The following is a 14,235-nucleotide window of genomic DNA, read 5'->3' on the forward strand; positions in this document are numbered from 1 at the left end:
GGTGAGAATGTGACTACATCAGGTAATCTGTTGCAGAATTATTTTTCAAGATTATATATACCAAGGATTACATGGACAGATATTATAGAGATAATTATTATTGCGGTTGTTCTTTATAATATTCTGTTATGGATAATGAATACTAAAGCGTGGGCTTTGCTTAAAGGAATTATAGTAGTAGGTTTATTCGCGGTAGTTGCATATCTGCTTAACTTAAAGACTATATTGTGGATAGCAGGAAAGACGATAAGTGTTGGAATTATAGCCCTTGTTATTATATTCCAGCCTGAATTAAGAAGGGCGTTAGAGCAGTTAGGAAGAAAGAAATTTGTTCTTAATTTCCTGAATTTTGGTGATAACAGCAATAAAGATGAGCGTTTTAGTGTTAAGACGGCAGACGAAATTGTTGATGCGTGCTACAGGATGGGAGCGGTAAGGACAGGTGCATTGATAGTTATAGAACAGGATATGCTTCTGGAAGAGTATATAAAGACAGGAATACCTGTAGATGGTATTGTCACAAGCCAGCTTCTTATTAATATATTTGAGCATAATACACCGCTTCACGATGGTGCAGTTATAGTTAGGGGTAACAGGGTTGTTGCAGCTACCTGTTATCTTCCACTTACAGATAATGTTAATCTTAGCAAGGCTTTAGGAACAAGACACCGTGCCGGAGTCGGAATAAGCGAAGCTACAGACAGTATGACAATTATTGTATCAGAGGAAACGGGTAAGGTTTCCGTAGCTTTTGGTGGTGAATTAATACACGATATTGATGCAGATTCTTTAAAGAATAAACTGGAATATATCCGTAGAAAGAATATAGATGTTAAGTCTTTCAGGATATGGAGAGGCAGGTTGAAGCATGAAAGAGAAGATATTTAAGAATTTCAGCCTGAAGTTATTATCCGCTGTATTTGCAGTTGTTCTATGGACAGTTATTGTTAATATATATGACCCTAACACGAGTTATACATTCAGTAATATAACTGTACAGCTTATTAATACACAGAGCCTTACAGACAAAGATTACAGTTATGAAGTTGTTGATGGCGGCAAGATTTCAGTTACAGTAAGCGGTCCAAAGAGTGTCGTAACAGACCTTAAGACAAGTGATATAAGTGCAACCGCAGATTTGAGTAAGGTTACTGCATTTACAGATTATGTAGATATACAGGTTCAGGTAATTAAAGATGGACAGGTTCTTAATAATGTAGAGGCTGTTCCAAGAACATCAGCACTTAAGCTAAGCATAGAGAACAGGGATACCAAGACTTTGTCATTAGATGTTAACACGACAGGTTCTACAGCTTCAGGATATACGGTTGCTTCGACAAGTTCATCACCAACATATATCAAAGTTACAGGTCCTACATCTTTACTTGAGAGTGTAGCAGCATTATCAGTAAATGTAGATGTATCAGGTGCTAAGGAAGATATAAGCACAAGTGCAGATGTTAAGATGTTAGATGAAGATGGTAATGAAATAGTAAATGATGCACTTGAACTGTCATGTACTAAAGCAGATATCAATGTTGATATAGCAAGAATGAAGACGGTGTCAATAACAGCAAAGACAGGTGGAACGCCGTCAGACGGATATATTATAACAGATACAATATTAAGCCAGGCATCTGCGGTTATAACAGGTTCAGATGATTTGCTGGGTAAAGTAGATACAATAACAATTCCATCGCAGAATATTAATGCTGATGGATTGAGTGCTGATAAGACATATACTTTCAGATTATCAGATTATGTTCCATCAGGAATTAAATTTGTATCTGACAGCAGTCTTACTGTTACAGTTAAGATAGCACAGAAGGCTACAAAGCAGATAAGTCTTTCAGCTTCAGAGATAACACTTAATAATATACAGACAGGGTTTAATGCACAGGTAATGCAGGGTATTACATTTACTGTAACAGGTAATGATAATGTGTTATCGGCTGTCAGTGCATCAGATGTAAAGGCAGGCATTGACCTTAAGAATCTTGGGGCAGGAACTCATAATGTCACAGTGGCGTTATCACTGCCTGATGGAATAACTGTAGTAGGTAATGTTACTGTTAATGTTACAATAACGGCAATACAGCAGGAAACAACTACAGAGAGTACCAAAGCGACAGAAAGCACTACATCGGCGACAAGGTAATTTGTTAAGAACTGCCATTTAAGGAGGGATTATAATGGTAAAGGAGAATATAATTGTCACAAGCCAGCTTGGAATACATCTTCGTCCAGCGGGTGCTATGTGTGATGCGGCAATTAAATTTGATTCTAATATATCATTTGAATATGCAGAGGGTAAGACAGCCAATGCAAAGAGTGTAATATCAATACTTGCATCAGGTGTTAAATGTGGAGATGAGATAACTTTAATAGCTGATGGAAGCGATGAAGAAGAAGCGTTAAAGACAGTATCAGAAAAGTTTAAAGAAGCTCTTAAAGATTGATTTAATCTACGGATTGAATTATAATTAAATAAAATGATGTAGCAATACGTGTACATCAGTCAGGGAAAAATACCATTTTCCCCGACATTATTAAATAACAAGGAAAGAGGTACAGAGTATGGGTTATATGGAAGTTTATAAGTCTTGGTGTGACAATATGTATTTTGATGAAGCAACAAGAGATGAACTTAAGTCGATCGCTAATGATGAGAAGGAGATTGAAGACAGATTTTACAAAGATCTTGAATTCGGAACAGGAGGCTTAAGAGGTGTAATTGGCAATGGTACTAATAGAATGAACATTTACACTGTAAGAAAGGCAACACAGGGACTTGCTAACTTTATTATTAAGGAAGGTGCAGCAGACAGAGGTGTAGCTATTGCATTTGACTCAAGAAGAATGTCACCTGAATTTGCTGATGAAGCAGCACTTTGTCTTAATGCTAACGGAATTAAGGCATATATATTCCCTTCACTTCGTCCAACACCAGAATTATCATTTGCATTAAGAGACCTTAACTGCATAGCTGGTATTGTAGTAACAGCAAGCCACAACCCACCAGAATACAACGGATATAAGGTGTACTGGGAAGATGGTGCACAGATTACAGCACCTAAGGATTCACAGATTATATCAGAAGTTAAGGCTGTAACAGATTACAATACAGTTAAGACTATGGATAAAGATGAAGCTAAGGCTTGCGGTCTTTACAATGTGATCGGATACGATATGGATGACAGATATATGGCCGCATTAAAGAAGATGAGTATTAATGGAGATATCATTAAGAAAGTAGCGGATGATATTAAGATTGTATACACACCATTCCATGGTACAGGTAATATTCCAGTAAGAAGAGTTCTTAAGGAATTAGGCTTTAAGCACGTATATGTTGTTCCAGAACAGGAAAAGCCAGACCCAGATTTTACAACGCTTGAATATCCTAACCCAGAAGATCCTAAGGCATTCACATTAGCATTAAAGCTTGCTAAGGAAGTTGATGCAGATATCGTTCTTGCAACAGATCCGGATGCTGACAGACTTGGTGTATATTCTAAGGATACTAAGACAGGTGAATACCAGTCATTTACAGGTAATATGTCTGCTATGCTTATTGCAGAATATATCCTTTCACAAAGACAGGAAAAGGGACTTCTTCATAAGAACGGAGCATTTGTTAAGACAATAGTTTCAACTAATATGGCTGACAGCATTGCTAAGGAATATAACCTTAAGCTTATTGAAGTTCTTACAGGCTTTAAGTTCATCGGTGAGCAGATTAAGTTCTTTGAACAGCAGGGTACATATGAATATGAATTTGGTTTTGAGGAAAGCTATGGCTGTCTTGTAGGAACACACGCAAGAGATAAGGATGCTATCGTTGCAGTTATGGCACTTTGTGAAGCAGCAGCTTACTATAAGAATAAAGGTCTTACTTTATGGGATCAGATGATTAACATCTATGAGAAGTATGGCTACTATAAAGAAGGACAGGTTGCTATCACAATGAAGGGTGCTGAGGGTGCTGGAAAGATTGCTAAGATGATGGATGACCTTAGAAATAATACACCATCTAAGATTGGTAACTGGACAGTTCTTGAAGCAAGAGATTATAAGAAGGACGAATGTGTCAATATGGTTACAGGCGATAAGCATAGCACAGGACTTCCTAACTCTAATGTACTTTATTATGATTTATCAGATAATGCATGGTGCTGTGCAAGACCATCTGGTACAGAGCCTAAGATTAAGTTCTATATGGGCGTTAAGGGCAGCAGCATAGAAGATGCAGCAGCTAAAGAAGAAGCTTTAAAGAAAGCTGTTATGGAGCTTGTTGGGCAGTAATCAGTAAGTATTATTTGATGGATATGTTTTACATAGCATAATTATATAAGTTCAGATTTTCTTAACAAGTAATACACAATATGAACACATTTCGTGAATATACTAACAGTATCAACAACGAAATGTGTTCATTTTTTCGTTGAAATGACATAAGTAAGGAGTGTTTGGATATGTATAATAATGAAGATAACGATTATATGAACAATAATTCTGATAATAATTCTAGGAATTATGAGAATGTAGAGCCTGATAATAATCAGAGTACAGGAACAACTGGATATACAACATACAGCCATAACACAGGTTATAATCAGAACAGTGCAGGTGGTGCTGGTATGAATAATGGACAGAACCAGTATTCTAACGGAAGTAATAATTATGGCTATAATGGTTATGGATATAATCAGGGTGGTATGAATAATTCACAGTATGGTGCTAATACATCATACAATAGCACAGGAACTAATGCCGGATATAATAACACAGCATATAATAATGGTGCTAATACAGGCTTTCATAATGCATCAGATAACAGTAATTCAACCTATAGATATTCATATGTTAATAATAATATAGGCAGTGATCAGAATAATTCTTATAGGAATGCACAAAGAGCAGCTAAGCAGGCTAAGAAGGAAGCAAGAAAGAAGTCATTTAACAATTGGTTTTCTAAGAATTCCACGGCTAAGAAGTATATAAGTGGTGTGCTTGCAGCAGTGGTATTTGGTGTTGTAGCTGGTTCAGCAATGTATGGAACTTATCATATTGAGAAGAAATATTTAGGTGGTAATGATACTAAGAACTATACAATTTCAACTGTGACAAGCAATATTGATAAAGTTACAAGCGATGATATTAATGCTAATGGAGATACTAATCTTTCACAATATTCATCAATGAATGTAGAAAGTGTGGCACAGGCAGCACTTCCGGCTATGGTTGCCCTTAATGGTACAACTACAGTAAGCAGTTCATCTTCAATGTATGGCTGGGGACAGCAGCAGTACGAGGCTTCAACAAGTGGAACTGGTATTATTGTTGGTAAGAATGATACAGAGCTTCTTATTGTAACTAATGCACATGTTGTAGATAATGTATCCAACTTAAAATGTGTATTTGTGGATGACCAGTCAGTAAGTGCAACGGTAAAGGGTTCTAAGTCAGATCAGGATATAGCAGTAGTTGCTGTATCATTATCAGATATTCCGTCTGACACAATAAGTAAAATAGCTATTGCAGAACTTGCAGATTCTGATACAATTGCAGTAGGCCAGCAGGTAGTGGCAATTGGTAATGCACTTGGAGAAGGACAGTCAGTTACTAATGGTATTATAAGTGCCCTTGACAGATCAATAACAGTTAACAATGTTACATTTTCAGGACTTATAATGACTAACGCAGCTATTAACTCAGGTAATAGTGGTGGAGCACTTCTTAATGCAAGCGGCAAGGTAATTGCTATTAACTTTGCTAAGACATCATCAGATGGTGTTGAGGGTATGGCATATTCAATACCTGTATCTAATGTTAAGGAACTTATAAGCTCACTTATGAGCAAGCAGACAAGACAGAAGGTAGATTCAGATAATGCTGGATATCTTGGTATTGCTGCTATAGATATAACAAGCACATATGCTTCTATGTATGGTTACCCACAGGGTATAATGGTTCGTACAGTAGCATCTGGCTCAGCAGCAGAGAAGGCAGGACTTTCAGCTTACGATATAATTGTCGGTTTTGATGACCAGTCAATATCAACAATGTCAGGCTTACAGTCACTTCTGCAGTATTATTCAGCAGGAGAGACAGTAAAGGTTGACTACTATCATCTTGAAGGTAGTGAATATGTACTAAAGAGTGTGGAGGTTACATTAGGAAAGAAGAACTAATAAGCCTCGTAACACAGAATTGAGGATTAAATGAGTAACAACGATAATAATAATGAGAACAATACAACTGCTAACACAGATGAATACGAAAAGGTGTGTTATATATGCAGAAGGTCAGAGTCTAAGGCTGGTAAAATGATTAATATGCCAGGTGGTTTATGTGTATGTGCAGATTGTATGCAGAAGACCTTTGATACAATTAATAACAGTGATATCAATTATGATGACCTTATGAATAATATGCCTAATATGGGAATGTTCGGCGGCTTTAATATGATGGGTAATGACATTTCCAACAGGCAGAAAGTCAAGAAAAAGAAAGAAGATAATAACAAGCCTGCAGATAAGGAAAAGGACGATACACTTGATTTGGCTAATCTTCCAGCACCTCATCAGATAAAGGCAATGTTAGATGAATATGTAATAGGTCAGGACTATGCCAAGAAGGTTATGTCAGTTGCTGTATACAATCATTATAAGAGAGTTGCCACAGGAACTATGGACGATATTGAGATTGAAAAGTCTAATATGCTTATGATAGGACCTACAGGAAGCGGAAAGACTTATCTTGTAAAGACACTGGCAAGACTTTTAAAAGTACCTCTTGCAATTACAGATGCTACTTCACTTACCGAAGCTGGCTATATAGGTGATGATATAGAGAGCGTTGTATCAAAGCTTTTACAGGCAGCAGATAATGACGTGGAGAAGGCAGAAAGAGGCATTATATTTATTGATGAGATAGATAAGATTGCCAAGAAGAAAGAAACAAGAAGCCGTGATGTAAGCGGTGAATCTGTACAGCAGGGAATGTTAAAGCTTCTTGAGGGAAGTGATATAGAAGTTCCAGTAGGTGCTACAAGCAAAAATGCTATGGTTCCGCAGGTTACAGTTAACACACGCAACATATTATTTATATGCGGTGGTGCATTTCCAGACATTGAGAATATAATAAAGGCAAGACTTAATAAGCAGTCATCAATAGGTTTTAACTCAGACCTTAAAGATAAATATGATAATGACAAGAATATATTATCAAAGGTTGAATTAGAGGATTTAAGGGAATTTGGTATGATTCCTGAATTCTTAGGACGACTTCCTATAGTATTCTCTTTAGAGGGTCTTACAGAGGATATGCTTGTTAAGATTATGAAAGAGCCTAAGAATGCAATACTTAAGCAGTATCAGAAGTTATTAGAACTTGATGAGGTTAAGCTTGAATTTGATGATGATGCTTTAAGACAGATTGCAAAGAAAGCTATGGAAAAAGATACAGGAGCAAGAGCATTAAGGTCTATAATAGAAGAATATATGCTTGATATAATGTATGAAATTCCTAAAGATGATAATATCGGAAGTGTCACAATAACAGCAGATTACATTGAGAAGAAGGGCACACCGCTTATTATGATGCGTGGACAGGAAAGACTTCCAATGAATAATGCAGAAGCTTAATGCTGTCAGTTTCACAAGCCATTATGCACAAGATATTCTGCTGATGTTATTTTGCAGAAGTTATTATGTATATGTCAGTATGTCAGTATATTAGTATTATTATAAAATATTAATCATATAATGTCCTTAAAGATTATCTTTAAGGACATTTTTTATGCCTTTATGCAGTGAAATGATAACAGATGAGGATATATATGATTATATAGTTGTCAATCTTCCGGGAATTAATAAGATGCTTCAAAGCAACCCTGATGTATGTATACAGAAGGTTGATGACCAATGGCTTGTTGCACATAGCAGGCTTCCGGATGACAGGGATTTTAATATAAGTGACTTGGGATATTATACAATTCCCAAGTTGTATGGGCTTATGGATACATCAAGCATTGATGCGGTAAATGCCACCAACATAACAAGCCAGCCTTTTTTAAATTCAAAAGGGCAGGGTGTTATCGTGGGGATAATAGACACAGGAATTGATTATCTTAGTGAGAACTTCTGTGATACGGCTGGTAATACGCGTATTATGGCTATATGGGATCAGACCCTTGAGTACAGGCAGAATTTATATGTTAATTATGGTCGTATATATGAACAGGCAGAGATTAATACAGCACTTGAAGCATACCGCAATGGACTAAATCCTTACGATTATGTGGGAACAACCGATATTACAGGGCACGGAACATTTATGGCTGGAGTAATTGCTTCAAGAAAAATTGATGATTACATAGGTGTTGCACCAGAGGCAAGCATAGTATGTGTAAAATTAAAAAATGCAAAGAAATATTTAAGGGATTACTTCTACATAAGGGATGATGCAGTGTGTTTTGAGGAAACGGATATTATGCTTGCCGCAAGATTTCTAAAGGATTATGCCGGGTTAAAGAAAATGCCTCTTGTCATATATATGGGACTGGGTAGTGGTCTGGGCTCAAGAACAGGCGGAAGTCCTTTATCAAATGTTCTTGATTCACTTACAATGCACGTTAATACATGTGTTGTTGTTCCTGCTGGCAATGAGGCAGTCAAAAGGACACATTTTAGCGGTTACGCTTCTGTTGTTCCTGAATATAAGGAAATGGAGATAAATGTTGAGAGGCGTGGAAAAGGCTTTGTGCTTGAAATATGGGCAAAAAGTCTTGATGTACTGTCGGTATCAATAATATCACCGACAGGCGAGATTATTCCAAGAATACCAGCAAGGATAGGCTCAAGTACACAATATTCATTTCTTTTGGAGAATTCAAGGATATATGTTGATTACCAGATTACAGAAACTGTTGCAGGGCAGGAAGTTATATTTATGAGATTTGAACGTCCGGCAGAGGGACTGTGGAAGATAGATGTATACAGTCTTACTAATCTTCCTGGATATTTTAATGCGTGGATAACTTTAAAAGAGCTTATGGACTGTGATGCCTATTTTCTTAATTCAGATGCTGATGTAACGCTTGTAGAGCCTGCCAGCGGTTTAAGGCTTATTACTGTTGGTGCATATAATCATAATACCAACGGAAGCGACGTGAACAGCAGCAGGGGTTATACGGCGGATAACAGGGTTAAGCCTGATATAGCAGCACCAGGAGTTAATGTGTATGGTGTTGGAGGCGTAAGAGGCTATACAGTTAGATCAGGAACAAGCATTGCTGCGGCACACGTTGCAGGGGCAGCGGCATTATTTTTTAGCTGGGGAGTTACTAACAATAACAGATCAGTTATAAGTAATAGCGAGATTAAGTCATATATAATAAGGGGAGCAGACCGACCGGGGGATATTGCTTATCCAAATGTTGAATATGGCTATGGCAGATTGAATATAGCAGGTGCATTTGACCAGATGAGGATAAGTTAATAAAAGCTTAAGGCTTAGCTTATTGTAATTATTAAGTACATATGATAAAGTGATTATGTATGCGGATATATTGTAAGGAATTGCAGGGTGATGTAACAATGAAGCAATTAATTGGCATATGTAAGGGAAGTATCCCTGACACCTATATAAGAATTATAAAGGACAGGTATTTAACGATGAAATATAAAGCGATTGCACTCGATCTTGACGGAACACTCACAGACCATAATAAGAAGCTTCCGGAGGCTAATAAGGAGGCTGTATGGGCTGCAATTGATAAAGATGTTACAGTTATATTGGCTTCGGGACGTCCATTATTTGGGATAACACCGATAGCAGATGAGCTTGAGTTAGATAAGAGAGGCGGATATATATTAGCTTACAATGGTGGTGAGATAATTAACTGCCTGAATGGAGATGTAATTGTAAGCCACGAGCTTCCAAGGCAGTGTATAGACGATATATGTGATTATGCAAGAGCTAATGATGTGTATGCACTTACATATTCGGACGGAAAGATAGCAGCAGAGAGTGATGATGATGAGTATGTGTTAAAAGAAGCATTTTGCAATAATACAACAATAATTAAGACAGATGATTTAAAGAAATATGTAGATTATCCAGTTAATAAGTTCCTTGTTGTAGGAAGACACGATAAGCTTGTGCCAGTGCAGGAAGCTTTATTAGAGCATTATTCTGACGTGCTTGATGCATTTTATTCAGAAGATTATTTCCTTGAGGTAGTACCAAAGGGGGTTGCCAAAGATAAATCATTACAGCAGTTATTAGGTAAGCTGTCTATCAAAGAAGATGAGCTTATAGCCTGTGGAGATGGAATGAATGATATACCAATGTTAAAGATAGCAGGTGTTGCGGCTGTTATGGATAATGCGTATGAAGAAGTGAAAAAGTATGCAGACTATATCGCACCATCTAATGATGAATCGGGAGTTGCCGATATAATTAAAAGATTTATATTAAATGCTTAGAGTGATTAAGTGATAAATAATTATGGAGATTGACAATGGGAAGAGATAATGTTCAGAATGAAGAAATAGAAATTGATATTGGACATATTTTATCTATATTATGGGATAAGATAATGGTTATTATTGCAACAGGCATAATAGTGGGACTTGGTGCATTTCTTGTGGCAAAGTTTTTTATAACACCACAGTATGAGTCAGAAACCAAGCTGTATGTATTAAACAGAGCTAACGACAGTGCGACTACTTTATCAGATGTCCAGTTATCTACACAGCTTACGAAAGATTATAAGATACTTGTAACAAGTGCTCCGGTTATGAATGAAGTTATCAAGGAATTAAAGCTTGATATGAAAGCCTCACAGCTTGCTTCAAGCATATCTGTTGATACACCTTCGGATACACGTGTATTGCAGATAACAGTTGTTAGTGATGATCCTTATCAGGCTAAGAAGATAGCTGACTGCGTGGCTAAAGTATCATCACAGAAGATATGTGATATTATGAAGATTGAACAGGTAAATGTTATTGAGGAAGGCTCATTATCAGAGATACCAGCATTTGCTGTTGTCCAGAAATGGACAATTATAGGTGCTCTTGCAGGTATTGTGCTGTCAGCGGCGGTTATAGTAATAAAGTCAATGTTAGATGATACTGTAAAGACTACAGAAGATGTGGAGAAATATTTTGACCTCAGTACACTTGCAGTTATTCCAATTTCAGAAGAAATGGATGATGGCTTGCCAAAGAACAAGAAAAAGAGCAGGAAGAACAAAAAGAACAAGAATAAAAAGTAAAAGTCAGGTGAAAAGATAATATGCAGACTATCAATATAGAACGATTAAGAAAGCTTGATTACAGGGCTAATGAGGCATATAAGAATTTAAGAACGAATATCCAGCTTTGCGGTTCGGATATCAAGGTTATTATGCTCACAAGTACGACACCGGGAGAAGGTAAATCTACTGTATCATTTAATCTTGCGGTATCACTTGCAGAAGCAGGCAAGAAGGTTATATTTATTGATGCGGATTTAAGAAAGTCGGTGCTTGTAGGACGTTATAAGATTAATACGTCTGTTAAGGGACTTACACATTTCTTATCAGGAATTAATAAATTTGAAGAAGTTATGTATGCAACTAATGTTGAGAATTTTAATGTAGTATTTTCTGGTCCGGTGCCACCTAATCCTACAGAGCTTCTTGGCAATAAGGTGTTTAAGACACTTATAAAAGTATTAAGGGATTTGTATGATTATATAATAATTGATACACCACCTATAGGAAGTGTAATAGACAGTGCCATAGTGGCACAGGAGTGTGACGGAGTTGCCTATGTAATGGCGGCTAATGATGTAAGCTACAAATACGCCCAGAAGGGTCTGGAGCAGATTAAAAAGACAGACTGCAAGCTTCTTGGAGTGGTACTTAATAAGGTCGATATGGACGATAACAAATACTATGGTAAGTATTATGGCAAATACTATGGCAAGTATGGAGAACATGCCAATAAATAGGTGGCTGGTTATGTCGTAAATAACATATAATATTATAAACAGCTAATTGACATATTAACTTAATAACTATTTAAAAGGTCAAAAAGGCTTCGCATTACGATATACATAATGTGAAGCCTTTTTCTAATACTTGATAGTATTTTGTTAATAGTGTTTTATTAATAGTATTTTGAGCAATATTTTATAGTTAATTAGCTGCAGCCTGATTAGCATTGGAATTGCTATCTGCCTGGGCAGGGGCGGCAGCCGCCTGTGTAGGAGCTGTTGTAGCTTCTGTCTTATTGCCGTTACTGCCGGTATTATTGCTGTTATTATTATTATTACTGTTATTGTTATTACTGTTGTTGTTGTTACTGTTGTTGTTGTTATTGTTATTGCTATTGTTATCAGGAGCAGGGGTCTGTGTAGGAGCTGCTGTAGTTGTTGCTGCTTCTGTAGGTGCGGCAGTTGCTTTAGTTGTAGTCTGCTGCTGCTTAGTTGTTGATGAACTCTTAGTTGATGTGGCAGCAGAAGTTTCTTCTTTGTTAGTGCTTGATGATTTTGAAGTATTAGGTAAAGACATCAAACCAGTTGGGTTAGAAACCTTGCTGATCTCTTCGTCATAATATTCCTGTGCATCGAATATATCACCATTAATTATCTTCTTGGCAAGCTGTCTGGCAATATCAACATCAGCCTGATAAAGAAGTGATACAGAACGATAAGAACCGAAATGCTGGCATAGTCTGCTGTCAGGTTCTGCACCTGTGCTGTATGTCTGTATATTCCATGAACGGCTGTTGGCAAGCTGCCCTTTTACAAGTGATGTAATATCTGATACAGGCATATTAGTGTAGAGCATATCACCGACAGAATCAAGTAATGCACTGTACTTTGCAAGTATTGCAGGTGATGTAAGCTTATTGATAATAGCTGTAAGGGCTGCAAGCTGGTTACGGCCTCTCTGGTAATCACCATCTAAGAAAGCATTTCTTTCACGGCAGAAAGCTAAGGTCTGTTCACCATTACATTCATTATCACCTATTACATAGTGATATCTTGTTGGAGCTGCCTCAAGTCCATTGACAAAGTCAACAGATGAATTGATGGTTACACCACCAAGTGCATCTACAATTGTCTCGCAGCCGGTAAAGTTAATCTTAACATAGTAATCAATATTAAGGTCATACAGATTCTGAAGGTTTAGTATAGAACCCTCTATACCCCATTGTCCGGCGTGTGTAAGCTTATCATAGCCCTGAGCACCCGTACCAGGATTAGTAAGGTTGATATAGGCATCTCTTGGAGTAGTGATAAGAAGCACTTGTCTTGTTATTGGGTGGATGACACATAAAATGTTGACATCGCTTCGTCCTGTTGAAAGTATCTTGCCTTCTTCGTCATTACCTGATATATATATTACAAAAGGTTCTTCGTTGACCTTTTTGTCAGATTCGCTTAATTCTATAGTTCTCTTAAGTTCAATAGTTCCGACAATTCTTATTGAGTCAAGGAATTCTTCATATTCTTCATCAAATGATGACAATGTGTTGTCATTAATAAGCATAGCCTGAATATCAGTTCCAGCCTCTAATGCAGGAATGATATCTTCCCAGGTTGTATATTCCTTAGTCTTGATGTCTGCATTGTTATTAAAGTTAATCTTCTGTATGGCATCCTGATTATCATCGGCATCTACAGTAGAGTTATAACCAAATGTATATGATAAAGTATCAGAAAGTGACTGTGCTTTATCCTTCTTTAATACAACGACATCAACGACATCTGTAATCTCCTGTACGTTATTACCATTACTGCTTATCTTATCAAGAGTTGTGTCAACCTTTGATGTGAAAAGGAATGTGTATAAAAGTACAGCGGATAAAAGTATAGATATTACTTTTCCTATAATATGCGTCTTAGTAAACTGTGATAAAAAGTCGTATATTGCCACAAGTACAAGAACGGCGTCAATAGCTGCGATATACTTGAGCGGAAGAATATCAAGTTTGTAAAGCTTTAATAGTGTCAATACAGTGAATACAAGCTGAACAACAACGAGTGCAATACCAATAACTGTCGCCCACGCTCTTAGCTTGTGCTTCTTCTCACTCTGGGAAAGAGTGCTCCCCTTTTTGAAGATATATTGCATATCTTCTCTGGTCTTGTCAAAGAATCCTGACATAATGTTATCTCCTGTTAGTATTCATAGAATAAATGTATAAGCCAAGCTTTAAAAAGATGTGAAAT

The 14,235-nt window shown here is 36.9% G+C and carries 11 protein-coding genes; 10 read left to right on the top strand and 1 reads right to left on the bottom strand.

The annotated features are described in order from the left end of the window. The first annotated feature begins 9 nt into the window (after positions 1 to 9). From cdaA to WMO14_RS05870, 10 genes are all read left to right on the top strand, one after another. Positions 10 to 888 (top strand): diadenylate cyclase CdaA, encoded by an 879-nt coding sequence (gene cdaA, locus WMO14_RS05825; protein ID WP_022501921.1) that lies wholly within the window; start codon positions 10 to 12, stop codon positions 886 to 888. Beyond that, positions 869 to 2,158, top strand: a complete 1,290-nt coding sequence (locus tag WMO14_RS05830; RefSeq protein WP_090140911.1) for a CdaR family protein — start codon at positions 869 to 871, stop codon at positions 2,156 to 2,158. Before cdaA ends, WMO14_RS05830 begins: the two co-directional genes overlap by 20 nt. Positions 2,159 to 2,192: 34 nt before the next feature. Further along, a complete protein-coding gene (locus WMO14_RS05835) occupies positions 2,193 to 2,459 on the top strand; it encodes an HPr family phosphocarrier protein (RefSeq protein ID WP_022501919.1) in 267 nt (88 codons plus the stop codon). 118 nt (positions 2,460 to 2,577) lie between these two features. Beyond that, positions 2,578 to 4,305 (top strand): phospho-sugar mutase, encoded by a 1,728-nt coding sequence (locus tag WMO14_RS05840; RefSeq protein WP_022501918.1) that lies wholly within the window; start codon positions 2,578 to 2,580, stop codon positions 4,303 to 4,305. Positions 4,306 to 4,475: 170 nt separating this feature from the next. Beyond that, complete coding sequence (locus tag WMO14_RS05845; RefSeq protein ID WP_318255908.1) at positions 4,476 to 6,194, top strand: S1C family serine protease; 1,719 nt, start codon at positions 4,476 to 4,478, stop codon at positions 6,192 to 6,194. Between the two features lie 30 nt (positions 6,195 to 6,224). Continuing rightward, positions 6,225 to 7,649, top strand: coding sequence for an ATP-dependent Clp protease ATP-binding subunit ClpX (clpX, locus tag WMO14_RS05850; RefSeq protein ID WP_349153448.1), 1,425 nt, complete (start codon positions 6,225 to 6,227; stop codon positions 7,647 to 7,649). 154 nt (positions 7,650 to 7,803) lie between these two features. After that, on the top strand, positions 7,804 to 9,504 hold the full coding sequence (locus WMO14_RS05855; protein ID WP_055174021.1) for a S8 family peptidase: 1,701 nt from the start codon (positions 7,804 to 7,806) through the stop codon (positions 9,502 to 9,504). 98 nt (positions 9,505 to 9,602) lie between these two features. After that, a complete protein-coding gene (locus WMO14_RS05860; RefSeq protein ID WP_242858612.1) occupies positions 9,603 to 10,493 on the top strand; it encodes a Cof-type HAD-IIB family hydrolase in 891 nt (296 codons plus the stop codon). Between the two features lie 35 nt (positions 10,494 to 10,528). Beyond that, positions 10,529 to 11,287 carry a YveK family protein gene (locus WMO14_RS05865; RefSeq protein ID WP_022501913.1) on the top strand — a complete coding sequence of 253 codons (759 nt, stop codon included), beginning with the start codon at positions 10,529 to 10,531 and terminating at the stop codon, positions 11,285 to 11,287. A 20-nt stretch (positions 11,288 to 11,307) separates the two neighbouring features. Then, positions 11,308 to 12,006, top strand: a complete 699-nt coding sequence (locus WMO14_RS05870; protein ID WP_022501912.1) for a polysaccharide biosynthesis tyrosine autokinase — start codon at positions 11,308 to 11,310, stop codon at positions 12,004 to 12,006. Positions 12,007 to 12,193: 187 nt separating this feature from the next. Here the strand turns inward: WMO14_RS05870 and WMO14_RS05875 are convergent, their stop codons facing one another. Continuing rightward, positions 12,194 to 14,170: an LCP family protein gene (locus WMO14_RS05875; RefSeq protein ID WP_055306206.1), complete on the bottom strand. Its 1,977-nt coding sequence runs from the start codon at positions 14,168 to 14,170 to the stop codon at positions 12,194 to 12,196. Positions 14,171 to 14,235 lie beyond the last annotated feature (65 nt).

It is taken from the genome of Lachnospira rogosae (ex Hitch et al. 2025) (assembly GCF_040096455.1).
GTDB classification, from domain to species: Bacteria; Bacillota; Clostridia; order Lachnospirales; family Lachnospiraceae; genus Lachnospira; species Lachnospira rogosae.

Coding starts and splice junctions, on each gene's coding strand:
- WMO14_RS05830 (WP_090140911.1), top strand. CDS start 869: ATGAAAGAGAAGATATTTAAGAATTTCAGCCTGAAGTTATTATCCGCT.
- WMO14_RS05835 (WP_022501919.1), top strand. CDS start 2,193: ATGGTAAAGGAGAATATAATTGTCACAAGCCAGCTTGGAATACATCTT.
- WMO14_RS05840 (WP_022501918.1), top strand. CDS start 2,578: ATGGGTTATATGGAAGTTTATAAGTCTTGGTGTGACAATATGTATTTT.
- WMO14_RS05845 (WP_318255908.1), top strand. CDS start 4,476: ATGTATAATAATGAAGATAACGATTATATGAACAATAATTCTGATAAT.
- clpX (WP_349153448.1), top strand. CDS start 6,225: ATGAGTAACAACGATAATAATAATGAGAACAATACAACTGCTAACACA.
- WMO14_RS05855 (WP_055174021.1), top strand. CDS start 7,804: ATGCCTTTATGCAGTGAAATGATAACAGATGAGGATATATATGATTAT.
- WMO14_RS05860 (WP_242858612.1), top strand. CDS start 9,603: ATGAAGCAATTAATTGGCATATGTAAGGGAAGTATCCCTGACACCTAT.
- WMO14_RS05865 (WP_022501913.1), top strand. CDS start 10,529: ATGGGAAGAGATAATGTTCAGAATGAAGAAATAGAAATTGATATTGGA.
- WMO14_RS05870 (WP_022501912.1), top strand. CDS start 11,308: ATGCAGACTATCAATATAGAACGATTAAGAAAGCTTGATTACAGGGCT.
- WMO14_RS05875 (WP_055306206.1), bottom strand. CDS start 14,170: ATGTCAGGATTCTTTGACAAGACCAGAGAAGATATGCAATATATCTTC.